Source organism: Pseudoalteromonas sp. PSi26 (assembly GCF_054960575.1).
The window spans coordinates 1-24441 of record NZ_JBHNYT010000022.1; the positions used below are offsets into that span (position 1 = coordinate 1).

The window sequence follows — 24441 nt, forward strand, 5'->3', positions numbered from 1 at the left end:
GGTTTTAGCCACTTGAATATAAACAGGGTTAGTTTTACAAAAATCATAAACACTTTTTAAATAGAATTTTCGTTTCTCTTCAATGTTAAGAGTTCTAAGAAAAGGATACTTAACAATTTTGCTTTTCTGATTAGTTAAAAACGAGTCGAATATTTCGTCGTCTTGCGGCAACACCCCTAACACTCTTAAATTTTTGTTTTCCCCATTATCTCTAACAAAACATCGCCAAGGATATTGATAATGCAGTACGTTTCCCTTTAATGGAGGTGAGGTGTTTTGATGTGTTTTTATGACACAATTTCTTTCCCATTTAACTATGAGCTTAACACCTTCATGTTCGAAATATTGGGATTTTCTATAACCCGCTTTAAAGGAAAATAAGTTCATACCATTGTCGTTGTTAAACTCGCCTTTCCCACCGGGTATAAAAATTCTTTCTACTATAAGTTTTTCTGCGATTGCGGGATCTGTAATGTGATATAGCTTCATATAAACCTAACGCCTCACTAAGAGGCAAAAAATTGTTGGTTAAAATAAACGACGAAGGAGTGAAAACCAACTGTTTTTTGTCCTTTTAAGTGACTTATAGTTCGACCAAGCCACTTAATTTAAAAGTAACTGACTATTATATTAAGTGGAATATGCTTCTGTTGGTTACGAATATTGAATGACAAACATCCAATGTTTTTAACAAGACGTTCGAGCCAACAGAGCACCTCGATTTCAAAACGCATACTCAGGGATTGCCGACCAAGACTATCTATAAGACCTGCGAGAAACGAGATTTAAGCACATTCCGTCCTTAACTTTAACCGTAGGCGCTATAAAATGAAAGCATATAACGTTGATAATTTTGCTGCACTCATTGGCATCGATTGGGCCGATAAAAAACATGATATTTGTGAGCATCCAACAAGCACTAATAAATATCATTACACCGTTGTTACACACAGACCTGAAGCGTTGCATAAATGGGCTATGGATATTAAACAGCGTTATCCAGACCAGAAAATAGCGATTGTTTGCGAACTTAAAAAAGGCCCGCTTATTTATGCATTAGCTAAATACGACCACCTTACTTTATTCACCGTTAATCCTTGTGCTGTTGCTAAATATCGCCAGGCTTTTACGCCCAGTGGCGCAAAAGATGACCCATCAGATGCCTTTCTGCAAGTTGAAATTCTTAAGTTACACATGGATAAGCTCTCTGTCATTGAGCCCGAGTCAGCAGCTATGCGAACGCTGTCTCAGCTTGTTGAATATCGCCGAAGTTTAGTGCAAGACAGTGTCGATTTATCCAATAAAATAACGGCGACATTAAAGAATTATTACCCGCAGGCGCTTGAATGGTTTAAAGAAAAGGACACGTATATATTCTGCGACTTCATTCAGAAATGGCCATCGCTCACTGCAGTTAAAAAAGCAAGAAAACAGACTTTACTCGACTTTTTTGAGAGTCATAATTCACACTATTGCACGGTTAATAATGCACGATTAGACAGTATTAAAAATGCGATGCCATTAACTCTGGACGAAGGAGTAATTGTGCCTAATCAAATGCTCGTTGAAGTGCTTATCACGCAATTTAAAGTGTTATTAAAGGGCATTGAAAAGCTCGATAAAGCAATAAAATCGGCTTATAAAGCCCAGCAGGATAAAAAGATATTTGATAGCTTACCCGGCGCAGGACCACAACTCGGCCCACGTTTACTTGTTGCTTTTGGGAGTAATCGTGCGCGTTACAATGATGCTGCAGAACTTCAAAAGTACGCTGGTATAGCACCTGTTATTGAGCGCAGTGGTCAAAAAATGTGGACGCATTGGCGTTATAGTTGCCCCACTTTTTTAAGGCAAACATTTGTAGAATGGGCAGGCTTTTCTATTCGATATTCATTTTGGGCTAAAGCGTATTATGAGCAACAAAAAGCCAAGGGTAAGCCGCATAACAGCATTATTAGATCACTGGCATTTAAATGGATAAGGATTGTATTTAGGTGTTGGAAAACGAATACACCCTACGATGAATCGACGTATTTAGCAGCATTGAAACGCAGAGGCTCACCACTTTTAAAATTTGCAATTAATAGCTAAATTTCACTAGTCGTCCACCTCAGGGCGTGTTGTTAGGTATACAGCTACAAACACTGACCTGAACCCGTTAAGTCATGACCATGAACCACCCCCTCGGGAGTAAGCTTGATCACAAGCGTAGTATGATACCAATTACAAGCAATGCCACCAGAGCTTGTAGATACGAGAGCCGATACATTACTAAAGCCAAACATAAATTTATACTCTTTATTTGGCGCTTCATACTTATAATTTTTAAAACCATTATCTAGAAACCAAGAAATAACGTCTTCTTTTTTAGTGCCTTGCGGTAAGTCAAACTTCGCTTTTTTCAGCCAAAAACTTGGTGATTCTTCATTGACGTATTCTACTTGAGCGCAGCTAGATACGAATAGTAATAGTAATAGTAAGACGTTTCTCATTGTATACCTAACAATTTAATCAAAGGACACTTTCCCCATATTTGCGTAAAAAGGTCCTTATTTTATGAGTTTCTATTATTAGCAAATAGTGTAACTTATTGCCAGCTATAAATATTATGCTTAATTTAGGTTATTTAAGCATGTAGAAAAAAGGAAAGTTTCCTCTTATTATTCCCAAACTAGCGCTCACCTTGGTAAAGGTTGCTTTGCATTGTGAATTCATCGTTGCCTTTTAGGCCAACCCTCGGGTTTTTATCTTATTTTTAAGCTCTGATTTTGTCGCATTTATAGTGTTTTTCTAGCTTGCTCAATGCATTCAAACTTTTTACTTGTAACGCTTTTTATGTTTTGTTCACCACCGCATTCAATGGCAGCCATTTTTTTGTGGTTATATGCATTGTAGGTTTGTGCTAAAGCGCCTGCTGACAATGCAACCGCTGCAATAACGACTAATTTTTTTATCGTTTTATTCATATTTAATCCTTTATGCTGCTCTACTTAATTGAGACTTTTGCTATTAAGGCACTCAGCTTTTTATGAAATATTTAATAAGTAGTAAATAAGTTAGCAGCCATTAAGCTGGCTTAAAACCCTAAATTTGTAACAGTGTATGTTTGCTAAACTATTTTTGATTATTAGCGCTTTGCGAGCTTTTATTTGTTAAGCATAAAAAAGCCTAAAAGCGGCAATTCGCTTTTAGGTTTAATATTTATTGCTGCTATTTTATTCAATAACAGGTAGTTGCATTTTATTATGCGTTGGCAATCATAATGCTTTTAATATTCACAAATTCGCGCATACCAAAGCCACCATGCTCTCGGCCGTAGCCACTTTCTTTAACACCACCAAACGGTAGATTAGGCTGTGCAAGGCCGTAACCGTTAATGTTGATCATACCGGTGTCAAAGTGCTTTTTAGCTAGTTCAATGGCTTTTTTCTCATCTTTTGAAAAAATACCCCCGCCTAAACCATAGCGAGAGTCGTTGGCAATGCGCATAGCATCGTCGTTGTCTTTTGCTTTAATAAGTGAAGCGACAGGGCCAAATAATTCGTCGTCGTATGCAGGCATGCCCGGCGATAAGTTATCGAGAATTGTAGGCGGGTAGTAGTAACCCGTTTGCGATGGAATTTCACCACCCGTTACAATATTTGCACCTGCTTTAACCGATTGCATGACTTGGTCATGAATACCGTCGCGTAAATCTTCACGTGCCATTGGGCCAAGGTCTGTGTCATCAGCCATGGGGTCGCCCATTTTAAGGGCTTCAAATTGTTCTTTAATTTGTGCTTTAAAGTCATCGTAAAGTGACTCAACCACTACAAAACGTTTTGCTGATACACAGGTTTCACCGTTGTTAATAATTCGGCCCATTACGCAGGTTTTAACTGCTAGTTCTAAATCAGCATCGTCTAACACTAAGTAAGCGTCGTTACTGCCAAGTTCTAGTACTGTTTTTTTAACGTGTTTACCGGCTTCTTCGGCTACTTTTTTACCCGTACCATCACTACCAGTGAAGGTCACACCGCTAATTGCTTTGTGGGCAATTAGGCTGCTTGCCGTTTTGCCATCAATTAATAAATTACTAAAACAGTATTCAGGAAAACCAGCTTGTTTAAATAGGGCTTCGATTTTTTCAGCCATGCCAAAAACGTTACCTGCGTGCTTAAGTACGGTCGTGTTGCCGGCCATAATGTTAGCTGCGCTGTAGCGAATAACTTGATAAAGCGGGAAGTTCCAAGGTTGAATGCCTAATAAAACACCCGTAGGTTGGTAACTAATAATGGCGCGGCCACCGTCCATGTCTCGTTCTTCATCCGCTAAAACTTGTGGGCCGTTTTCAGCGGTATAACGACAAATTCCGGCACATAGTTCAACTTCTTGAAAGCCTTGCTCATACACTTTACCCATTTCTTCGGTCATTAATTTAGCAATGGCTTCTTTTTGTTCTTCAAAAAGGGTTGCTAGGGCATTTAAATGTTTTGCACGTTCTTCAAACGACGTCAAACGCCATTTTAAATATGTTTCGTGAGATTTTTCGATTACTTGCTCAGCCTCATGTTGAGAAAGTAGCGTGTAGGTATCGATGGTTTGCTCAGTTGCCGGATTAATCGTTTTAACTGTATTGCTCATTCCTATCTCCTTACAATTTATGTAAGCAAGTAGGTGCAAAACAAAGGCCAATATAATCTAATAAATAATCTAAGGTTAACCTTTTGATTAATAATGGCTATTTTGTTTTTAAATTATTGTTTTACTTTTTCTTTTATAATTTTTTAAATTAGGGAAGGTAAAAAATACTGGTCAGTGCAAAATTTACAAACTTATAAATGGGTTAAATAGCGTTAGAAAAGTGTTTGTGCAATTTGTTTGAGCAGGTAGGTTTCTCGTAAAATAGAAAGGCCTTGTTTTTCACTATTAGCTAATGTGCGCTCGTTGTGTGCAATTGCATCGTTTATATCAACCCACTTTGCAGTCATGCCATTTTGCTGTTCGTAGTGCTCTAATTTTGCTTTTCCAAACTCATCGGCAATATTACACACGTAGCAATACGATTTAATATGAATAATATCAAAGTCGTCTTTATACCAAGGGCGGTATTCTTCGTAGAGCCCGAAGTCTTTAATTACCGTGATATTCTGCGCACCGGTTTCTTCATTTAGTTCGCGAATTAAGCCTTTTTCAATGCTTTCGCCCTCATCTACACCACCGCCCGGTAGGCTGTAATCGTCATAACGATTGGTGTACATAAGCAGTATTTTATTACCTTTTATTACTATGGCACGCGCTGTGATGCGTGTGAAATGAGTGCCTTGGTTTATATTAATACCAGAGTGGATTAGGGTTTTTAATTGCTGCATTTCATCTCCTTCTATTAAAAAGTGAGTATATCAGTGGTATAAGTATTAGTTGCAAATAAAAATTATTTTTATTGTGATCGTTTTTTTTCAGCTTACGTAAATAGAAGGCTGATATTATGGAACAACAAATCATTAATTTTTAAAAGATTAGCTCAATACGCACCTTTAAATTAGTTCTTAGGGTGCGTAGAATAAAAAAAAAGAACAGGGATTTATCATGTTAAACATACTTTTAGTAGATGATGACGTTGAATTTAGTGACGTTGTTTGCCACATAGTCGAATTCCTCGGCCATAATATAAGCACCGCAACCAGTTTAAAAGAAGCACACCAATGGTTTGAAAATAATACCTTTGATCATGTGCTACTTGATTTCATGTTACCTGATGGAAGCGGACTTCATTTGCTTGACCATTTAAAAATAATTGGCCAGTCTCCAAAAATTACACTCATATCGGGCCACCCTTCAGTGAAGGGAATATTAGCTGATATGTGCGAGCCTAATATTAGCCACCTTCTAAAACCACTACAACGGGAAGATTTAGAGCTTGTTTTAAATGGCCCTAAAAAAGTAGCCGTTAAAAAGGCTAAAACCAGTGGTATTACGCGTCATTTTGGCAGCTTAATTGGCGAGTCAGAGCCAATGCAAAAACTTTACAACATGATTGAGCGCGTTGCTAAAACAAATGCCAATGTCATGTTAATGGGCGAAAGTGGTGCAGGTAAAGAGGTAGTGGCTCAGGCAATACACAATGCAAGCCAGTGCGAAGGCCCTTTAGTGGCTAGTAACTGTGGTGCACTTTCAAAAGAACTGATTGGCAGTGAATTATTTGGCCATGAAAAAGGCGCATTTACAGGTGCAATTGCGCGTAAAGAAGGGGTGTTTGAGCAATCAAACGACGGTACTTTGTTTTTAGATGAAGTAACCGAAATGCCCATTGATATGCAGCCTAATTTATTACGTGTTCTTGAGACTAAAAAAGTAACGCGTGTAGGGGGCAATAAAGAAATTCCAACCAATTGTCGAGTAATCTCTGCAACTAACCGTTCGTTAGAAGATTTGGCTCAAAACAACGTTATTCGTGAAGATATTTACTTTAGACTCGCAGTGTTTCCTATTGATATACCACCTTTAAGAGATCGAAAAGACGACATTCCATTATTAGCAAAAGCATTTTTAGACCAGCTAAACGATGAGAATGGCACCGCATTTAGTTGGACTGCTGCACAGCTTAAAGAGCTACAAAGTTATGAGTGGCCGGGCAATGTGCGTGAAATTCGCCATGCTATTCACCGCGCCTTTATAATGAGTGACCCTAAATCAGGCGAAGTGACACTGCCTGATAATCTAGAGTCGCCATTTTCACGTGTCAATAATCAAAGTGCTGATAACGCAGTGTCGGCTGGACAAACCATAGAAGAAGTTGAAAAAGAGCTTATTCATGCAACGCTCGACAAGGTACAAGGGAATAAAACACTTGCCGCACAAATGCTAGGTATAAGCACTAAAACACTTTATAACCGCCTTAATGCTTACGGTGGTATTGGCGAGTATAAATAAGTTGAGAGGTAACATGACACAGAACAATCAACCGGAGCCGCTTAATAAATTAGTTCATGACGCAAGAGCCCCTTTAAATCGTATTTCAATGAATGCTGAACTAATTAAGTTAGTACTTGAAAACGATATGCCAAAAGAAAAGGCACTCGAGGCACTAAATAAAATTATTAGCAATTGCCAACAATGCAGTGAAAGCTTACAAAAAATTGTTGATTCACAATGATGAAAGCGTGTTTTATGCGCAAACAGGAAACTAAATAAGCATGCAAAAACAACAAGGTAAAGCGAATGTTACATGGGCGGCTTTTATAGTTGTGGTGTTATCTATTATTGTGGGTAATGCTTTTTTGGCATTAAATACAATTCAAGGGTTAACCCAAACACAAAAAAGCTTAGACAACACTAGCATGCTAAGTTCGGCAATAGAGCAATTGCATTTATCTATTGTACAGGCTGAGTCTGGGCAGCGTGGCTATTTATTAACGGAAGAAGATGATTACCTTACACCTTATTTCGATGCAATTGGCCAGTTAGAAGCACAAACAGACCATGTTAAATCACTGCATTCGGAAATTGATGGTCAGTCTGAACGAATAGCCCAACTGCTTGTTTTAGTACAAAGTAAAATTAAAGAGCTTAAAAAAACAGTTAACTTAGCGCTTGATGACAAAGAGCGCCGTGCACTCGCTATTTTAAACACCCACAAAGGCCGAGAGCTTTATAAGCAAATTCGTGAACGGGTTAATGATATTCAAGACCGTGAATTACTGTTTAAGGTAAGCCATTTCTCTAAACTCGCTCAAATTAAAAACGAAGCTAAAATTACGTTTGCTATTACCGCTATTACTAGCGCAATACTGATTATTGGTATGTTTGTAATGACACGCTTAAACCTCAGAAATGCCGCTCAATATCGATTTGATCTTGAGAAACAAAACGAAAAATTGGCTAGTAAGGTATCTGAGCGCACACAAGAGCTCACTTTGTATTCAGACGAGTTAAGCCGAAGTAACCGAGAGCTGGAGGAGTTTGCCTTTGTGGCAAGCCATGATTTGCAAGAGCCACTTCGTAAAATTCAAGCATTTAGTGACCGGTTAGAAACCATGTTCAAAGATGATTTAGGTGAAAAAGGCTTAGATTATATTGGCCGTATGAAAAACGCCGCACAGCGAATGTCGAACTTAATTAACGACTTGTTAGAGTTTTCGCGTGTTACTACGCGTGGTAAAGACTTTGATGATACTAACTTAAATGAAGTAGTTGACGATATTCTTAGCGACTTAGAGATTGCAATAAAAGAGTCAGATGCACAAATTGAAGTGGCAGAGTTGCCTGTTATTCAAGCAGATAAAAGCCAAATGCAGCAACTTTTTTTAAACTTACTCTCGAATGCGGTTAAGTTTAGACGCCCAGATGTGAGTCCGCATATAAAAATTAGTTACGAACATGAGGCTATTTTTAATGAAGATCACAATGCGGAATTAAGCTTTCAAGTAATTACTATAAAGGATAATGGCATAGGGTTCTCTCAAGACTATGCTGATAAAATATTTGTACCGTTTCAGCGTTTACATGGTCGCTCACAATATAAAGGGACAGGTATTGGTCTTTCTGTGTGCAGACGGATTGTAGAGCGCCATGGCGGTACTATTACAGCTCAAAGTAAAGACGGTGAAGGTGCAACCTTCATTATAAAACTACCAGTGGAAGCTGCGCTTTTCACTTTGCAAGGAGAGGCTTAAATGCCCTACACAAAAGTTAAACCAATTACTATTTTAATGGCTGACGACGACGAAGATGATCGCTTATTAACGCAAGATGCACTCGCTGAAAGTCGAGTGCTCAATGAGCTTCACTTTGTTGAAGATGGTGTTGAGCTTCTTGAGTACTTAGAGCGAAAGGGCAAGTTTGCTGATAAAGAGATTTCTCCTCGCCCTGGACTTATTTTGCTTGATTTAAACATGCCAAGAATGGATGGACGCGAGGCGTTAGAAGCGATTAAAGCAAACCCAAATTTAAAAGGGATTCCAGTTGTTATTTTAACTACATCGAAACAAGAAGAAGATATGGTTAAAGGTTACAACTTAGGTGCTGCTTCATATATTACCAAGCCAGTTACCTTTGACGGCTTAGTTGATTTAATGAAAGTACTAGGCAAATACTGGGTTGAATTTGTAGAGCTACCAAGTACTTTTAACGATTAATGGAGATTGTATGTTAGATAAAGTGACTCAATTGCTGCTTGTAGAAGACGATGAAGATGATTACATACTCACCTGCGACTATTTGGAACAATTAGACTCACATACGTTTAACGTTCAATGGATAAGTTCTCCAGAGCAAGCAATAGAAACGCTCAGTAAAAACGAGCACGACATTTGTTTGCTAGATTACCGCTTGGGTGCATCTAATGGGCTTGATGTTTTAAAAGAGGCAATAGCAAATGGCTTTAGCGGGCCTATTATTATGCTTACTGGGCAATCGGATGATGAACTAGATTCTGCGGCACTTGACGCTGGAGCTGTTGATTACTTGATTAAAGGAGAAATGAGCTCAAGCCGTTTTGCCCGTGCAATTCGTTACGCCCTTGCCCGAAAAGATGTTGAGGGTGAGCGCGTAGAGCGCTTAAAAGCGGAAGCTGAAAACCGTTCAAAAGACCGTTTTTTAGCACACCTAAGTCATGAGTTACGTACACCGCTTTCGTCTATTTTAGGTTACACAGAATTGTTAATGCAAAGCGACTTTAGTCAGCAAGCTGAAAACGAGCTAGGGGTTATTTATCGAAATGGTAAGCACTTACTTAGCCTTCTTAATGATGTATTAGACTTATCAAAAATAGCCGCAGATAAGCTAGAGCTTACCCTCAGTGAAGTAAACCTTGATAGCATGCTTGCTGATGTATATACGTTAATGCGAGTGTCGGTGCTTGATAAAGGCTTAACTTTACGCTTTGAATCCGACCAAGCACTCCCGCTTGTTGCTCGCCTTGATGCGACGCGTGTTCGTCAAATATTAATAAATTTAATTAATAACGCCGTTAAGTTTACAGATAAAGGCGAGATAGTTGTTAAGGCATGGACGCAGCATGTTGATAACAAAGAAATGCTCTTTTTTAGCATTAAAGATTCAGGCATGGGTATTGCCCCTGAAAAACAACAGCTTATTTTTAAACCGTTTGAACAAATAGCGGATGTTGAATCGCGCTCAGTCGGCGGTGCGGGGTTAGGCTTGGCAATATGTGCCGAGCTATTGTCTCGTATGCAGGGCAATATAAGTTTGTATTCAGAAATAGGCAAAGGGTCTACCTTTACTATTTCGGTATACCCAGGTGACATAAGTGGTGTTGAACGACAAGTGCTCAACTTTAGCAGTGCCCCACAGTTACAAAGTAAATTAACACCCAGTAAAGTACATGGGCGTGTATTGGTTGTTGATGATTTACGCGACCTACGTATGCTGGTAGGGCACATGATCAGTAGCTGCGGTGCGCGAGTAGACTACGCAGAGCATGGCCAACAAGCACTTGAGAAAGTACGTATAGCCGACGCCTACAAAGCACCTTACGATATCATTTTTATTGATATTCATATGCCAATAATGGGTGGTAAAGAAGCAACCATTGAGCTTAGAAAAATGGGCTACAAAGGCCCAATAATTGCGCTTACGGCTGCCACAATGAAAGGCATACACGAAGAGCTTGCCGCGCTTGGTTTCAACGATGTAATACCCAAACCAGTAGATAGCAGTTCGCTATATCAATGTCTTCAAGATTATTTAGTGTCGCCGGAAAATGCCCCTCAGGCAAAAGGTATTCAAGTTAAAGCGCTAAGTAAAAAAAGGCAGCGCTTTTTACTCGTCGAGGACGATGACGATGCTGCACAAATAACCCAGTTGCTTTTAGAAAGCTTAGGAGTAGAGACGGTTATAGCATCAAGCTGTGCGCAGTGTTTGCAAATACTTAACCACGATCAGCAATTTGATAAAGTATTGCTAGATATGCATTTACCCGATGGCAGTGGAATTGATTTAGGTGAGCAGGTTAATGAACGTTACCCTGAACTTCGCCTAGTTATTGTAAGTGGTGCGGAACCTGATCCTACAGAGATAAAGGATTTAAATATTGATCGTGTTTTATTAAAACCTATAAATTTAGGCTTATTAGAAACACTTATAAGTTAAAGCATAAGGTTTAAATTATATGCAGTTTATAACACTAGACTCTGAAAGATTAACGCCTTCAAAAGTGGTGTGTGTGGGTCGAAATTACACAGCCCATATTGCAGAGTTAAATAACGAAACCCCCGAGCAAATGGTGTTATTTAACAAACCTAATAGTGCCATTACTCATTCTTTAAAAGCGCTTCATAATGATGATGTTTTACACTACGAGACAGAATTATGTTTTGTAGTAAAAAATAAAAAGTTTGTAGGTATAGGATTAGGCCTTGATTTAACAAAGCGTACCGTACAAAGCAAATTAAAAAATAAAGGGTTACCTTGGGAGCGCGCAAAGGCATTTGATGGCTCTGTTGTTTTTAGTGATTTTATTGCGCTAAGTGATAGCACCCAACATTTTACATTTGAGCTAAAAATTAATGGCGTTGTTACGCAACAAGGCGATACTCATTTTATGTTGCATAAACCTGATGAAATTTTACAAGAGATTAGCGAGTTTATGCACTTAGATGATGGCGACGTAGTGATGACTGGCACACCTTCCGGGGTTGGTGAGGTTGTTGCAAACAGTACATTTACCGTTGCTTTATTCGCTAATGAGCAGTGTTTGTTGGAGCAGCAATGGAAGGTTGTTCAAAGTTAATAACCTGCTGTTGATAATGTTTATTAAAGTCAGCAAAATTAGAGTTTAAAAAAATATGCTGGCTTTTAATGTATTCAGGTGATTGTAAAATGGTCGCCTTTAATGCGTCATTAATTTTTTTAATAGCTTGAGATGCAAAGTTATTTTTTGCTTTTACAGCACAGCCCACGGCACCTCGTATAAAGTCAGTTTCATTTCCAGCTAAAGGGAGACTGACTATGTTATTAAACCTTTCTTGCCTATTAAAATAGTCAGCCATAAATGGGTAATCAATAGAGTAATCTATAAAACCATGACTTAAGCGCGCAATGACAGCCTGGCTTTCATTTTCACTACTCCAACTAAGTGACGAGCTATTATTGCTTTTTGTATTGCTAATAATTGTGTTTATTTTATTTGAGAACTTTCGTGCAGCGGCTTGGCCGTAAATGTAGTGTTGATCGGCTAATAAATTAATTAAATTGATTGGTGAGCCGTGTTTTTTTGTTAATTTTGGGGCTAATTCTGTGGTTGTTAATACGGAAAATGGTGGGTAAACCGTTGTTGGATTTGATAGTTTGAGTATGTGATTATTATTCTTTTTATAAATAACACATGGAAAGCATACACTTTTACCTTCATTTAAATACTTATTAATGCGCTGCTGTGGAACAACAAGCCGTGTATGCTTTACATCAGTGATAGTGTTAATTAGTTGCTCTGTCAGATTATCGCAAAGGCCACCCTGTGGCGCTTTATCGCTTTTAGTTATGTGAAACGGAGGGGTGTAGCTTTGTAGCCAAATTATTTCTTTAATGGGCTCTACTTTCTTAGCAGTGCCAAGCGCTGTAAACGATGTAAGTAACAAACTAATTAATAATACGCGTTTTGCCATTGCACAGACTTTTTTAAAAAGTAATACTTTTAGTATAGGTAATAATTAACAATAATAAACATTCATTTTTATTAGTTAAAAAAAAGCAGGTAGTGATTTACCTGCTTTAATATTAATTTTAAGGTACAAACTTATGCTAATAAGGCATAGGGAAGTTTTTAAAAATAGTTTCAATGCTCGTTAAGGTTTCGTCGTTTAAAGTGATATTAAAAGCGTCTATGTCTTCTTTTAACTGTGCCATTGTCGTGGCGCCAATTATAGAAGACGTTACTCCATCTACCTGATTACACCACGCAAGAGCAAGTTGTGCTGGCGTGATATTGTTTGCATGTGCGAGCTCTGCATATAGCTTGGTTGCTTGTTGGGCATTAGGGGTATCTCTAAAAATACCATTACGTTGTGCGAAGCTCCACCGCGAGCCTTTAGGACGAGCACCCTCTAGGTATTTACCTGTTAGCAAACCAGCAGCTAAAGGCGACCAAGGCAGGTAAGCAATATCTTCATGTACACATTGCTCAATCAAATAAGGCCAATCTTTAGCATGAGCTAAGCTAAATTCATTTTGAATAGACACCATGCGTGGCAAGTTGTGCTCTTTTGCCAAACTTACAAACTGGCTAATACCCCAAGGTGTATCATCAGACAGTCCGCAATGTTTAATTTTTCCCGCTTTAACACAGTCGTTAAGGCCTTCTAAAATATCAAGCATGCCAGCTTGGTGAGCTTGGGTATCTACATCACTAAATTTTAGTATTCCTGGCCACTGTCTTGCAAAATGCGGTGTTGAACGATTAGGCCAATGTAATTGGTACAAATCAATATAATCGGTTTGCAAGCGCTTAAGGGAATTATCAACCGCTTCTATAACTGCTTGGCGCGTTATATCGCCACCCTCTCGTACCCACGATAGTCCATTACCCGCTACTTTTGTTGCCAGTACTATGTCGCTTCGTTTTTGTTTATTACGAGAAAGCCAGTCGCCAATAATTTGCTCTGTTTTACCGTAGGTTTCAGGCGAGGGAGGTACGGCATACATTTCAGCTGTATCAATAAAATTTACGCCACGCTCTAATGCATAGGCTATTTGCTCGTCTGCATCGCGTTGGGTGTTTTGAACGCCCCAGGTCATACTCCCTAAGCAGACTCTTGAAACGTTAACACCGCTACTACCAAGTGGGCTGTATTGCATAGGAATTCCTCATTACTCGTCTTGGGCGTATTTTACTAAGGCTGATAAAAGTGGCTCTTTAATAGGCGATTTTTCACCCGTTTTAAAATCAAACATGACTACTTTTGATGTGCCCGTAGTGGTTATCGCATTTTGTGCGTGACTAAATATACTGTAATTCATTACAAATCGGTCGGTTTTAATATCTGAAATAGTCACGCCAACAGTCAGGGTGTCTGGAAAGGTAACCGGGCGTTTATAGCGAATAGTATTTTCACTTATAACAGGGCCAATACCACCAGGTTTAATGGTGTCGAATAAGTTTAGTTTATTTAAAAAGTCTATTCGGGCTATTTCAAAATAACGCAGGTATACCACGTTGTTAACGTGCTGAAGGGCGTCCATGTCGGCCCATGCTACAGTGATGTCGGTATGAATAGGGTGATTATCTTTGAACCTTTGCATGTACTTATAGCTCTTAACTTTAAAGTACTTAGATTATCAATATGAACTAGTGAGCTCAAGGGAATTTATAATTAGGTGGCTTTAAAAAACTTTGTAACCAATTGATTTTGGTATACAGTTAAAAAACACACACAGGAGCACACACATGCAAAATATAATTAATTGGTTATTAGCTAGTTTAGTTTTTATAGCGTCGTTTACCTGTTATGCAATGGGTAACGCCTCAGGTGCTATTATTCTTATTTTGGCAGGGTTCTTTTTTGAAGTTTTGCTTTGGCTACGAAGTATGAAAGAGCAAGAAAACACGAAACGTCTTTTTTAATTGTCACTAAGCTTGATTATCAATAGTAATTACATGATAATAACTGTATAAATAAACAGTCTTTATTGTGGTGATGAAAAAGTTTATACACATAGATATGGACTGCTTTTATGCGGCGGTAGAAATGCGAGACAACCCAAAGCTTGCAAATGTACCGCTTGCTATTGGCGGCAACAGTAGGCGTGGCGTGTTATCTACCGCTAACTATATAGCCAGAAAGTTCGGCGTGCGCTCTGCGATGTCTAATTACCATGCTAAGCAATTATGTCCTGATTTGGTTATTGTGCCCGGACGTATGGCTGTTTATAAAGAAGTATCGAGCCAAATACGCGAAGTGTTTAGTCGCTATACCCACCTTGTAGAACCACTTTCTCTTGACGAAGCCTACCTTGATGTTACTGACAGCCAAGCCTGTAAAGGCAGTGCTACACTCATTGCTCAGCAAATAAGAGCTGATATATATAACGCAACAGGGCTAACTGCTTCTGCTGGTGTGGCCCCAGTTAAATTTATTGCCAAAATAGCCAGTGACGAAAATAAGCCAAATGGCCAATTTGTTGTACTGCCTAATGAGGTTGACCCATTTTTAGAACAGCTGCCGCTAGGGAAAATTCCTGGTGTGGGTAAAGTGACATTAGAGAGATTAAATCTTAAAGGGCTTTATACAGGGAAAGATGTGCGTGAAAAAGGGGTGAACTGGATGCAGCAGCATGTGGGTAATTTTGGTGTATCGCTTTATCAAAAATGTGCGGGAGAATACATTGGTAGCGTTTCAACTGAGCGGATACGTAAGTCGCTAAGTGTTGAACACACCTACGAATACAATAAAACCAGCCTCCAAGAATGTTTGGATCAGATCCCTAGCTTAATTGATGAATTAACGCGTAGGCTTGATAAGCAACAATTACAAAGTCGTATCAACAAACTGAGTGTAAAAGTGAAATTTGCTAATTTTGTGGTTACGTCAGCCGATCAGGCTTATCACCAATTAAACACCGAAATTTTTGTGCAGTTACTTACTAAGGCGTACCAACGAGGGTTGCAGCAGCCTGTTAGATTATTAGGTATTGGCGTCGGTATTAAAAGCCAGCCAGAGCGTAACTTACAATTGAGCATTTTGGATTAATGCGTAAAATTTTTAACAAGCGTTTTAGATAAATTAAACGCTTATCGCATCTTACTGGTCTTCAATATACAAATCGACGATAATAAAGGTCTATGTTTTTAACAGGACCTGTATTTATGGCATACCCTAAAGCAGTGTTAGCCCAAGTAACAAGCGCTAGCCTTGAATGTGCATCACATGACGCACTGATCATCATAAGTGATGACTTTTCTCAATTACCTAATAATTCGCTACGTGATGCAGTTTTAGCTCAGTCAAAAATTGATGCGCGCATTGGCAAGCAGGTAACCTTACTTGTTATTGAAAATAAGCGTGTAATTTTAGCGCCAACGGGGCCGCTAAATAGAGACTACGACGATGTTCGTCGTTATTTTGATGCCGCTAAACTGGCAATCAATGAAGCTAAGTTATCAGGTAGTGTAAACCCGGCCTTATTTTTACCAAGTTTGTCAGGTGATAGCCGTTATCAGCATGCGCTAGAAGTTGCATTTTTAGGTATGTGCCAAGCGCTTTGGCAGCCTTTAGAAGCGCGTGAGTACTACGGCGAAGAGATTGAGCCGATAGCCACTATTGGGCTAATTAATGCGAGTTCACAAACAGTTAAAGCTGCTAATGCTATTGCGGCTGGCCAGTACGCTGCTCGTGACTTATGTGGTACCGAGCCTGAGCGCATGGCGCCACCTCGCTTTGCTGATTACTGTGTTGATTTATTTAAAGGCACAAATATAGCCGTTGATGTAATAGACGATATTACGGCTATTAATAAAAATTACCCCATGTTAAGTACTGTTGCGCGTGCATCTTATGCGGTTGAACGCCATCATCCACGCGTTGTAAAACTTGAGTATGTACCTGAGGGCGAAGTGACCCGTACACTTATGTTTGTTGGTAAAGGCCTTGTTTACGATACCGGCGGTGCTGATTTAAAAGTGGGTGGTTACATGGCTGGTATGAGTCGTGATAAGGGGGGGGCAGCGTCGGTTGCAGGCTTTATGAAGGCCGTTGCTGATTATCAACCAAAAGGTGTAAAGGTTATTGCTTCTTTAGCGGTTGTGCGTAATTCAATTGGGTCTGATTGTTTTGTACCTGATGAGATAATTACCAGCCGTGAAGGTGTGCGCGTACGCATTGGTAATACTGATGCTGAAGGGCGTTTAGCAATGGGTGATCTACTAAGCGAAATGAAAGATTTAGCTAAAGCCGAGGTTAACCCTACACTATTTACTGTTGCAACGCTTACAGGTCATGCCGCACGAGCAATGGGCCCTTATGGTGCCTATGTAGAAAATGGCCCAGCAAGGCTTGCTAAAGTGTCTCGCCAAATTGCTGATTGTGGCGATTTATGGGCAGATGGTGCTGAAGTATCGCGGTCGCGCCGTGAAGATTACGATTTTATTAAGCCACGTACGTTAGCAGATGATGTTCTTTCAAGTAATAACGCCGCCTCAGCGGTTACTGCACGTGGTCATCAATTTCCTATGGCGTTTTTAGCTGTAGTTGGCGGGCTTGATAAACACGGAACAGACTCTACACAGCCATTACCCTACGTGCATATGGATATTGCAGGAAGTGGTGTTGAAGGCGGTGATTGGCAACATGGCAAACCAACAGCAGCATCTGTTGCTAGTTTATTTGCCTGTTACTGCTTATAAGTAGTTAACTGCTTAAATGAGAAAGCCCTGTTAAACAGGGCTTTTTTTACTTAATTTAATTTGAATCGATTAACAACAGATGAAAGCTCCGTACTACTTTGTTTGAGCTTGTTACTTGCGCTGTTAAGTTGCTTGGTGTTATCTAACGATTGCTCAGTTGATTGAGATAAATCGTTTATGCGTAAGTTTACCTCATCTGCAGCTTGAGTTTGCTGCTCTGTTGCACGTGCAATTTGGCTATTCATTTCAGTGATAATAGAAACGAGTCTTTCAATTTCATTGAGTGAGTTATTAGCAGAAGATACCTGTTCGACCGTTGATACAGAAAGCGCTTGGCTGGCTCTTACTGCATCTACAGCCGCACGGGTACCTTCTTGTAGCTTACTGATCATTGATTGAATTTCATCCGTGCTTTGCCCCGTTCTACTGGCAAGTGTGCGCACTTCGTCAGCAACCACAGCAAACCCCCGACCATGCTCACCAGCACGTGCGGCTTCAATCGCAGCATTAAGCGCGAGTAGGTTTGTTTGTTCAGAAATACTTCTAATTACATCAAGTACAGAGCCTATGTTTTGGCTTTCATTTGCTAAGTCTTCTGTTACACGGCTTACTGTTTCGATGTTTGTCGAGAGTGTTTCTATAGCGGTTATTGTTTCTGCGACTACGTGTTTACCCGTTGATGCATTTTGTGCGGCATCGTTAGCGGCTTGCTCTGCGGCTTCTGCGTTGCTGCTCACATCATGTATTTGATGGGTCATTTGCTCCATTGCTGCTGCAACTTGTGTCGAGCTGTCGTTTTGTAGCTCTATGAATGATTGACTAGTTTTTGTTGAGTCATCAACGGTATGGGCGTGTTCGTTAACATCGTTTGCGCTTTGCGACACATGTACCAACGATTCACGCATTTTTGAAACAAATAAATTAAATGAATGCGATAGCTTCGAAATTTCATCGTTACCTTCTTCATTTAAAGTGCGGGTTAAGTCGCCTTCACCCTGCGAAATATCTTTCATCATGTTAGCGGCAAGTCGTGTCGGTAGTAACACACTTCGCCCTATAAAGTAGCTAAATGCAATAACAGCTACAATCATCACCACAGCATTTATAATAATAAGGTTACGTTGAGACGAAAAAGCAGCATCTATGGTATCTAAATATACACCCGAGCCAATTATCCATTGCCATTGGTTAAACCCTTTTACAAAGGCAACTTTATCAACGGGTTGCTCTTCGCCGGGTTTTGGCCATTTGTAAGGAATAAAGCCTTCGCCGTCTTTTTTAGTAATATTTACCATTTCAACAAACAACGCTTTACCGTCTGGGTCTTTATTGTTTGTTAAATCTTTACCCTCTAGGGCAGGTTTTATTGGGTGCATTACCATTTCTGGTTGGTAGTTGTTTATCCAAAAATAATTAGTTTTATCGTAGCGAAGGGCACGTATTGCACTTATTGCCTGCGTTTGCGCCTGTTGCTGTGTGAGTGTGTTGTTTTGTTCGAGTGTGTAAAAGTGTTCAATAATACTATAAGCGGTTTCCACTACATTTTGTGTTTTTAGGTATTGTTCGTATTTAAGGGCTTTATATTGGTTATTTAAGCTAGAAACACTCAACACAATTAAGCCAAAAATAACAATGCCAACCAACATAGCAAAACGCTGAAAAATACTAAAACGTCGAAGATTAAGCATGTGCGTATCCTTTATTTATTTGCACAAAAAAGTGCATCAAATAAGTTTAGTAAAAATATGCATTTAATCTAGGGCTTGTTTATATTTCGAGGTTAAATCTGCAGCTGTATTTGAGCCATTTAACCAAGACTGAGTTTAATACTCGTTTTAAATAAAAAAGGCTGATTAAAAAATCAGCCTTAATAAGTTAGTTACTGTTTGTTATTTAACATCAAAATGACGGTTAAAGAAATTCGTAATAGTTTGGTGTAAATGAGTTTGAACTTGCTTACCGCGCAAGCTATGTTTTGAACCTGGGTAGGTCATCATTTCAAACTGTTTTTCACTGTCTTGCAGTTGTTTAAATAGTTTAGTTGCATGAGTAAACAATACATTGTCGTCTGCCATACCGTGATAAATCATAAGTGGTCCCTTTAGACCATCGGTATATGGAAATACTGCGCTAGCTTCATACCCTTTTGCATTTGTATCAGGGTGACCTAAATAACGCTCGGTGTAATGAGTGTCGTATAATGCCCAATCAGTTACAGGCGCACCTGATACACCGGCAGTAAAGTAGTCACCAGCTTTAAACATGGTCATAAGAGCCATATAGCCACCGTAGCTATGGCCGTATATACCAATGCGTTTAGTATCTACGTAGTCAAGTGTACGTAAAAATTCGACCCCTTTAATTTGGTCTGCTACTTCAACGTCACCTAGGTTTTTATATATAGCGTCTTCAAACTTTTTACCACGGTTGTACGAACCACGGTTATCAAGTTGAAAAATTACATAACCTTGCTGCGCCATATATTGAAAGTATAAATTTTTGCTGCGCCAGCTGTTTGTAACGCGTTGAGCATGCGGGCCGCCGTATACGTTAACAATGACTGGGTGCTTTTTACCCGCACTCATATTAGTTGGTTTGAACAAGCGGTAATACATTATTTGTCCATCGTCGGCTTTTAACGTGCCGTACTCAGGTGTTGCTAAATTGCTTAAATAAGGTGTAAGTGGGTGGCTGTTATCTAACTTGTTTTCTTCAAGCCAAGTAATAAATTCGCCGTTAACTTTGCGCAGTGCTGCTGAGTTTGGTTTGTTTACTGAAGAACTTGTATCGATAAACGTTTTACTATCTTTTGCAAGCACTATGTTGTGGTACTGGCCTTTTTCAGTGATTCGTTTAGAGTCGCCTTTTTTAAATAAAGGCGCGCTGTATAAATGGCTTTCAAGAGGTGTATCTTTTCTGCCAGCAAAATACACTATGCCTTTTTTCTCATCAACGCCTTTTAAGCTATCAACAGCCCAGTCACCCGATGTAATTTGACGAACTAACTGTCCATTTGTGCGGTAAAGGTATAGGTGCTTGAACCCATCGCGCTCAGATGCCCACACAAAGTGTTTTTTGTCTTTTAAAAAAACGAGGTCAAAATGCAAATTGATCCATGTATCGCTGTTTTCGGTTAGGGCTACTTTTTGCTTTTTAGACTCAGAGTCATAAAAGCGTAGTTCTAAAGTTTGCTGTGAGCGGTTTTGCCATTGGTAAGAAAGCGTTTTGCTGTCTTTTAACCATTTTGCGCGGGCAATGTAAATATCTTCGTCTTTACCTAAGTCAATCCAATCAACTTTTTGATCGTTTAATTTAACCACACCTAACTGAATTTTTACGTTGTCAGTACCGGTAAAAGGGTAGCGCTGATTAAATAACTTTACTTCGTCAGCGTATATTTCGTTACGAATAGCTTCTTTAACAGGTGACTCATCAACACGGGTGTAAGCAATTTTAGTTTCATCGCCCGACCACCAGTAACCTGTCATGCGGCTCATTTCTTCTTGCGCTACAAATTCGGCCATACCATTTTTAATAACACCGCCGCCATCTTGGCTTAATTGAATTTCTTTACCTGAATTAAGTGCTAACGCATATAGGTTTTGCTCTCGTATAAACGATACGTAGTTACCTTTTGGCGAAAAGCGTGCGTCGGTTTCAAATGCATCTGTGTTGGTCAGTTTTTTACTTTTGGCTGAGGCTAAGTCGTAGTAGTACAGATCGCCATTAAGCGGAAATAAAAGTGCTTTGCCATCGGCTGACCATGTGTACTCTAGAATACCTTTACCAAAAATACGTTGGCGTTCGCGGCGTGCTTTTTCTTCGTCTGATAGGTTTTCAGGGCCAGAAAATAATTCAGCTGAATCGACCAATACACGATTAGTGTTATCTTTTAGGTTGTATTCCCACAAATCGTAGCGGTTGTAGTCGTCAGTTTTACCCTGTAGGTAAGTTACACGGCTTCCATCTGGCGAAAATTTAAGTTGAACGGGAGATTTACCTGACAGGCTTGGATCATCAAAAATGCGTTCTAGCGATAAAGGTTTTGCTTGAACACTGATAGCGCCCACAATAAGTGGTACAGCGAGTGAGAGGTGTTTTATTTTTTTTAGCACAAGGTTACCTTAGCTCAGTATAAATATTATTTTGAATGGTAAAGCCAAGCGTGTGCAACTGCAACTAAATGCTATAAAGTAGCAATTATTAAGGATTAACAAGGGAAAACACAATGACAGATAGCGAATTTGAACTGGCCGTAGAACTTAAACGAGATTGTATAGAGTTAGCCGATTGGCCACTGTGCAAGGTGCTTTTATTAAACGATAGCCTGTACCCGTGGTTTGTATTAGTGCCAAGGCAAGCTGGTTTAAAAGAAATCATCGACTTATCTGAAGACGATCAAGAGGTGTATTTAAAAGAGTCTGCAAAACTAAGTAAGTTACTTATTGAGGTTTTTAACCCAGATAAATTAAACGTCGCGGCTTTAGGGAATATGGTGTCGCAATTACACATTCATCATATTGCACGATTCAAAACTGATAAAGCGTGGCCTGCGCCAATATGGGGTAAGTTTGCGGCGGTCCCTTACACTGAAGAACAAATAGAAAAAATAAAAGCACGTTTTTAAAAGCGAAAACATTTACACAAGTGAGGATTAATATGAAATTACTTAAAACCCTGAGTACTAGCTTATTTATTATTGCGCTATCGGGCGGTTATGTTACAGCTACTGAGCCGCTAAATAATACTGAGGTTGTAAAAAAGGCAGATATTAAGAACTTTGCTGCTCATAGCAACCTTGTGTATTCTGCTGCGCAGCCTAGTAAAGAGCAATTAAAGCAATTGTCTAAAGCAGATGTGAAGCACGTTATAAATTTACGTGGAGCAAATGAACAAGATTGGGATGAAGGCGAGTTTGTTCAAACGCTTGGTATGGGTTATCACGCATTACCTATTTCTGGTGCGCAAGATATTACAGTAGAAAATGCCCGCAACTTAGCCAGTTTACTTAAAAAGCTAAACGGTGAGCCGGTTTTGGTTCATTGTGCAAGTAGTAATCGGGTCGGTGCTTTAGTCGCTATATCAGCCCATGAAGACGGATTGAGCGTTGACGAAGCACTAGAAAAAGGAAGACGTTGGGGGATGAAAAGCCTTGAATCTAAAGTGCGTGATGTTATAAGCAAATAAAAATAAAGGCGTTACAAGGATAACTGTAACGCCTTTTTAGTTTTGATTAGTTAAGACCAAGTACGTCTTTACCTTGTTTAAAGGTCACATCTACTGGGATGTTTGCTTGGCTTAGTTTTTCTAAATCTTTGGTAAGAGACTCTTTAATATCACCATGGGTTGCAATCAGCTGGTCGACTTTTTGGTAATCGCCGTCACCTTGCAAAGTTAAAATTAGACGAGAAAGTTTAGCCATAGCAATACTCATTTTTTCCATATTGACGCGGTAAAAGCCTTCTTCATTTTTAGAAAATGCCCCTTCTTGTGCAAAAAAGTTAAAGCGGATCATATTCGCTTTTCCGTGTGCACTTGACGCGCCAAAGCGCACTGAGCGGAAAATACCGGCCATAAAAGTAATGTAGTAATCTTCAATGGTTCCTTCGCTGATCTCGCCTTTATTTAATAATTGCTCAACCATGTATAAGCCTAAAATGTCGGCTTTACCTTCTTCAAGTGCGCTTGCGTGCTCTTGTAATGATTGGCGAACAGTTCCTTTACCTGTAATCGTATTTTTAATGCCTAAACCATGAGCTACTTCATGAAACATAGTGTTAGCAAAAAAAGCATCAAAGGTAATGTGCTTTCGTTGCTCAGGCACGATTAACTGCTCTGAAATAGGCACTAAAATTTTATCAAATTTAGCCCGCATAGCATTTTTAAGTTGTAGGCGGCGCGTGCCTTTTTCTAACTGCACCTGTTCATCGTTTGGTAAGTTAATTGCGATGGTTTTGCTGCCGGCATTTGAATGACCTGCATAATAAACAACGTCATACGCGTTTAAGTCTGCATCTGAACCGGGGACTTCATGCTTATATTTATCATCAACAGGTAAACCTTTTTGAAGCTCAGGTAAAAATGCTGCAAACTTGGCAAGACGCTCGCTCCATTTTAAATCTTTAATTAATACATAAGATTCATAGGCAGTACGATAACCAAATAGTTGGTCTTCGTAGGTTTCAATTGGCCCAATAACCACATCGATTGGGTTATTTTTCATGTCCATCCATGCAAAGTCAGATACCTGAAAATCATCTTTTTGAAGCGCGTCAGCACGGAGATTTAAGTAATTTGCAAATTCTTTATTGTCGGCAAGTTTGCTGGCTTGGCGAAGTAAATCGGCTGCTTTTGCAAGTTCTGTTGCGTACTCTTTTGAGTAAGGTACGCTGTAAAGCTTACCTTGTTCGTCACGTTTGATTATTGAGTATAAGCCTGTTTTGTCTTCTACGTCCGCGTTATTAAGTTCTTCTTTAGTTATATCAGCAGGATAAAACTGTGCACCCAGTGGCTTTTCTTTATAGCCTGAAAGAAACGTTTCATCGCCATTTAAACGGTCCCACGGGCCGTAGTTTATATCGGCAAATTTGCGAATGTGTTGATCAGTTAGTTTTGCTAAAAAGGCATCTTTATCTTCACCAAATGCTTGTTTCCAAAATAAGGCATCCATTATTTTTGACGCGTCTATCAAAATAGCAACCATTGCCTTTTGATTGTCACTTAAGTGTGATAAATCGCTTTGTAAGCTAAAGTCGGTGTATATATTTAAGCGTTGTTTATCAACATTAATAAGCTCAGGCCCCATTACTTTTACGGGTGTTTGCGATGTTGTCTCTGTAGATGAGGAGGGGTGTTCTGAACATGCGCTCAGAAAAACAACACCAGAGAGTAAAATGGCTTGGCTAATTTTATTTAAGATCATTATTTTGCCTATTTAACAGTTAATTTAATAATAGGTAGACGCTTGTCCTGGGGCTCATTGGCGGCACGCTACTATATTGTGACAGCATTAAAGCAAATCTAAACAGTAAATAGCAAGTATTCGGCGGTGTATGGTAATTGTGTTGTTGAAAATAAGAGAGCAAAATAAAATTAAATAATTT

Annotated in this window: 23 protein-coding genes; 12 read left to right on the forward strand and 11 right to left on the reverse strand. The window is 39.4% G+C overall.

The window, feature by feature from the left end:
• On the reverse strand, positions 1-489 hold a 489-nt coding region (locus ACFI34_RS17630), incomplete at its 3' end, for a hypothetical protein (RefSeq protein ID WP_462674427.1).
• 339 nt (positions 490-828) lie between these two features.
• Here ACFI34_RS17630 and ACFI34_RS17635 point away from each other — a divergent pair.
• Positions 829-2091 (forward strand): IS110 family RNA-guided transposase, encoded by a 1263-nt coding sequence (locus ACFI34_RS17635; protein ID WP_462674428.1) that lies wholly within the window; start codon positions 829-831, stop codon positions 2089-2091.
• Positions 2092-2135: 44 nt separating this feature from the next.
• On the opposite strand, the gene ACFI34_RS17640 is transcribed toward ACFI34_RS17635, so the two are convergent.
• The 4 genes from ACFI34_RS17640 to ACFI34_RS17655 form a co-directional block, all read right to left on the reverse strand.
• Positions 2136-2492: a hypothetical protein gene (locus ACFI34_RS17640; RefSeq protein WP_462674429.1), complete on the reverse strand. Its 357-nt coding sequence runs from the start codon at positions 2490-2492 to the stop codon at positions 2136-2138.
• Between the two features lie 285 nt (positions 2493-2777).
• The gene (locus ACFI34_RS17645; protein WP_006793677.1) at positions 2778-2966 is read right to left on the reverse strand and encodes a hypothetical protein; all 189 of its coding nucleotides are present in this window, start codon (positions 2964-2966) and stop codon (positions 2778-2780) included.
• A 277-nt stretch (positions 2967-3243) separates the two neighbouring features.
• Positions 3244-4623 (reverse strand): NAD-dependent succinate-semialdehyde dehydrogenase, encoded by a 1380-nt coding sequence (locus ACFI34_RS17650; protein ID WP_462674430.1) that lies wholly within the window; start codon positions 4621-4623, stop codon positions 3244-3246.
• A gap of 212 nt (positions 4624-4835) precedes the next feature.
• Entirely contained in the window at positions 4836-5351 is a 516-nt protein-coding gene (locus ACFI34_RS17655) for an NUDIX hydrolase (RefSeq protein WP_462674431.1), read from the reverse strand.
• Between the two features lie 217 nt (positions 5352-5568).
• Here ACFI34_RS17655 and ACFI34_RS17660 point away from each other — a divergent pair, with 217 nt between their 5' ends.
• The 6 genes from ACFI34_RS17660 to ACFI34_RS17685 are packed head-to-tail and all read left to right on the forward strand — an operon-like array spanning position 5569 to position 11731.
• Positions 5569-6912, forward strand: coding sequence for a sigma-54-dependent transcriptional regulator (locus tag ACFI34_RS17660; RefSeq protein ID WP_462674432.1), 1344 nt, complete (start codon positions 5569-5571; stop codon positions 6910-6912).
• A 13-nt stretch (positions 6913-6925) separates the two neighbouring features.
• Positions 6926-7135 carry a hypothetical protein gene (locus ACFI34_RS17665; RefSeq protein ID WP_006793673.1) on the forward strand — a complete coding sequence of 70 codons (210 nt, stop codon included), beginning with the start codon at positions 6926-6928 and terminating at the stop codon, positions 7133-7135.
• A 34-nt stretch (positions 7136-7169) separates the two neighbouring features.
• Positions 7170-8654 carry a sensor histidine kinase gene (locus ACFI34_RS17670; protein WP_462674461.1) on the forward strand — a complete coding sequence of 495 codons (1485 nt, stop codon included), beginning with the start codon at positions 7170-7172 and terminating at the stop codon, positions 8652-8654.
• Entirely contained in the window at positions 8655-9116 is a 462-nt protein-coding gene (locus tag ACFI34_RS17675; RefSeq protein WP_462674433.1) for a response regulator, read from the forward strand. It begins immediately after the preceding gene.
• Between the two features lie 10 nt (positions 9117-9126).
• The gene (locus tag ACFI34_RS17680) at positions 9127-11091 is read left to right on the forward strand and encodes a response regulator (protein WP_462674434.1); all 1965 of its coding nucleotides are present in this window, start codon (positions 9127-9129) and stop codon (positions 11089-11091) included.
• Between the two features lie 19 nt (positions 11092-11110).
• The gene (locus ACFI34_RS17685) at positions 11111-11731 is read left to right on the forward strand and encodes a fumarylacetoacetate hydrolase family protein (protein WP_462674435.1); all 621 of its coding nucleotides are present in this window, start codon (positions 11111-11113) and stop codon (positions 11729-11731) included.
• Here the strand turns inward: ACFI34_RS17685 and ACFI34_RS17690 are convergent.
• The 3 genes from ACFI34_RS17690 to ACFI34_RS17700 form a co-directional block, all read right to left on the reverse strand.
• Positions 11682-12605, reverse strand: coding sequence for an ABC transporter substrate-binding protein (locus tag ACFI34_RS17690; RefSeq protein WP_462674436.1), 924 nt, complete (start codon positions 12603-12605; stop codon positions 11682-11684). The genes ACFI34_RS17685 and ACFI34_RS17690 overlap by 50 nt on opposite strands.
• A 136-nt stretch (positions 12606-12741) precedes the next feature.
• Positions 12742-13794 carry an aldo/keto reductase gene (locus tag ACFI34_RS17695; protein ID WP_462674437.1) on the reverse strand — a complete coding sequence of 351 codons (1053 nt, stop codon included), beginning with the start codon at positions 13792-13794 and terminating at the stop codon, positions 12742-12744.
• Between the two features lie 12 nt (positions 13795-13806).
• The gene (locus tag ACFI34_RS17700) at positions 13807-14238 is read right to left on the reverse strand and encodes an acyl-CoA thioesterase (RefSeq protein WP_462674438.1); all 432 of its coding nucleotides are present in this window, start codon (positions 14236-14238) and stop codon (positions 13807-13809) included.
• Between the two features lie 145 nt (positions 14239-14383).
• Between ACFI34_RS17700 and ACFI34_RS17705 the strand changes: the two genes are divergently transcribed.
• The 3 genes from ACFI34_RS17705 to ACFI34_RS17715 all read left to right on the forward strand — a co-directional run bounded on the left by ACFI34_RS17705 (position 14384) and on the right by ACFI34_RS17715 (position 17338).
• Entirely contained in the window at positions 14384-14560 is a 177-nt protein-coding gene (locus ACFI34_RS17705; protein WP_462674439.1) for a hypothetical protein, read from the forward strand.
• A gap of 73 nt (positions 14561-14633) precedes the next feature.
• Positions 14634-15686: a DNA polymerase IV gene (gene dinB / locus ACFI34_RS17710; RefSeq protein ID WP_462674440.1), complete on the forward strand. Its 1053-nt coding sequence runs from the start codon at positions 14634-14636 to the stop codon at positions 15684-15686.
• A gap of 116 nt (positions 15687-15802) precedes the next feature.
• On the forward strand, positions 15803-17338 hold the full coding sequence (locus tag ACFI34_RS17715) for a M17 family metallopeptidase (protein ID WP_462674441.1): 1536 nt from the start codon (positions 15803-15805) through the stop codon (positions 17336-17338).
• Between the two features lie 50 nt (positions 17339-17388).
• Here ACFI34_RS17715 and ACFI34_RS17720 read toward each other — a convergent pair whose 3' ends face one another.
• Positions 17389-19026 (reverse strand): methyl-accepting chemotaxis protein, encoded by a 1638-nt coding sequence (locus ACFI34_RS17720; RefSeq protein ID WP_462674442.1) that lies wholly within the window; start codon positions 19024-19026, stop codon positions 17389-17391.
• A gap of 201 nt (positions 19027-19227) precedes the next feature.
• Entirely contained in the window at positions 19228-21453 is a 2226-nt protein-coding gene (locus ACFI34_RS17725; RefSeq protein ID WP_462674443.1) for a S9 family peptidase, read from the reverse strand.
• A 113-nt stretch (positions 21454-21566) separates the two neighbouring features.
• Here ACFI34_RS17725 and ACFI34_RS17730 point away from each other — a divergent pair, with 113 nt between their 5' ends.
• Together ACFI34_RS17730 and ACFI34_RS17735 are read left to right on the forward strand one after the other, a co-directional pair.
• Entirely contained in the window at positions 21567-21965 is a 399-nt protein-coding gene (locus ACFI34_RS17730) for an HIT domain-containing protein (protein WP_462674444.1), read from the forward strand.
• A 32-nt stretch (positions 21966-21997) separates the two neighbouring features.
• Positions 21998-22525, forward strand: a complete 528-nt coding sequence (locus tag ACFI34_RS17735) for a protein tyrosine phosphatase family protein (RefSeq protein WP_462674445.1) — start codon at positions 21998-22000, stop codon at positions 22523-22525.
• A gap of 46 nt (positions 22526-22571) precedes the next feature.
• Here the strand turns inward: ACFI34_RS17735 and ACFI34_RS17740 are convergent, their stop codons facing one another.
• On the reverse strand, positions 22572-24260 hold the full coding sequence (locus ACFI34_RS17740) for a dipeptidyl-peptidase 3 family protein (protein WP_462674446.1): 1689 nt from the start codon (positions 24258-24260) through the stop codon (positions 22572-22574).
• Positions 24261-24441: the final 181 nt, after the last annotated feature.

Coding starts and splice junctions, on each gene's coding strand:
- ACFI34_RS17715 (WP_462674441.1), top strand. CDS start 15,803: ATGGCATACCCTAAAGCAGTGTTAGCCCAAGTAACAAGCGCTAGCCTT.
- ACFI34_RS17700 (WP_462674438.1), bottom strand. CDS start 14,238: ATGCAAAGGTTCAAAGATAATCACCCTATTCATACCGACATCACTGTA.
- ACFI34_RS17655 (WP_462674431.1), bottom strand. CDS start 5,351: ATGCAGCAATTAAAAACCCTAATCCACTCTGGTATTAATATAAACCAA.
- ACFI34_RS17665 (WP_006793673.1), top strand. CDS start 6,926: ATGACACAGAACAATCAACCGGAGCCGCTTAATAAATTAGTTCATGAC.
- ACFI34_RS17695 (WP_462674437.1), bottom strand. CDS start 13,794: ATGCAATACAGCCCACTTGGTAGTAGCGGTGTTAACGTTTCAAGAGTC.
- ACFI34_RS17705 (WP_462674439.1), top strand. CDS start 14,384: ATGCAAAATATAATTAATTGGTTATTAGCTAGTTTAGTTTTTATAGCG.
- dinB (WP_462674440.1), top strand. CDS start 14,634: ATGAAAAAGTTTATACACATAGATATGGACTGCTTTTATGCGGCGGTA.
- ACFI34_RS17690 (WP_462674436.1), bottom strand. CDS start 12,605: ATGGCAAAACGCGTATTATTAATTAGTTTGTTACTTACATCGTTTACA.
- ACFI34_RS17660 (WP_462674432.1), top strand. CDS start 5,569: ATGTTAAACATACTTTTAGTAGATGATGACGTTGAATTTAGTGACGTT.
- ACFI34_RS17635 (WP_462674428.1), top strand. CDS start 829: ATGAAAGCATATAACGTTGATAATTTTGCTGCACTCATTGGCATCGAT.
- ACFI34_RS17645 (WP_006793677.1), bottom strand. CDS start 2,966: ATGAATAAAACGATAAAAAAATTAGTCGTTATTGCAGCGGTTGCATTG.
- ACFI34_RS17740 (WP_462674446.1), bottom strand. CDS start 24,260: ATGATCTTAAATAAAATTAGCCAAGCCATTTTACTCTCTGGTGTTGTT.
- ACFI34_RS17720 (WP_462674442.1), bottom strand. CDS start 19,026: ATGCTTAATCTTCGACGTTTTAGTATTTTTCAGCGTTTTGCTATGTTG.
- ACFI34_RS17650 (WP_462674430.1), bottom strand. CDS start 4,623: ATGAGCAATACAGTTAAAACGATTAATCCGGCAACTGAGCAAACCATC.
- ACFI34_RS17640 (WP_462674429.1), bottom strand. CDS start 2,492: ATGAGAAACGTCTTACTATTACTATTACTATTCGTATCTAGCTGCGCT.
- ACFI34_RS17680 (WP_462674434.1), top strand. CDS start 9,127: ATGTTAGATAAAGTGACTCAATTGCTGCTTGTAGAAGACGATGAAGAT.
- ACFI34_RS17735 (WP_462674445.1), top strand. CDS start 21,998: ATGAAATTACTTAAAACCCTGAGTACTAGCTTATTTATTATTGCGCTA.
- ACFI34_RS17685 (WP_462674435.1), top strand. CDS start 11,111: ATGCAGTTTATAACACTAGACTCTGAAAGATTAACGCCTTCAAAAGTG.
- ACFI34_RS17675 (WP_462674433.1), top strand. CDS start 8,655: ATGCCCTACACAAAAGTTAAACCAATTACTATTTTAATGGCTGACGAC.
- ACFI34_RS17730 (WP_462674444.1), top strand. CDS start 21,567: ATGACAGATAGCGAATTTGAACTGGCCGTAGAACTTAAACGAGATTGT.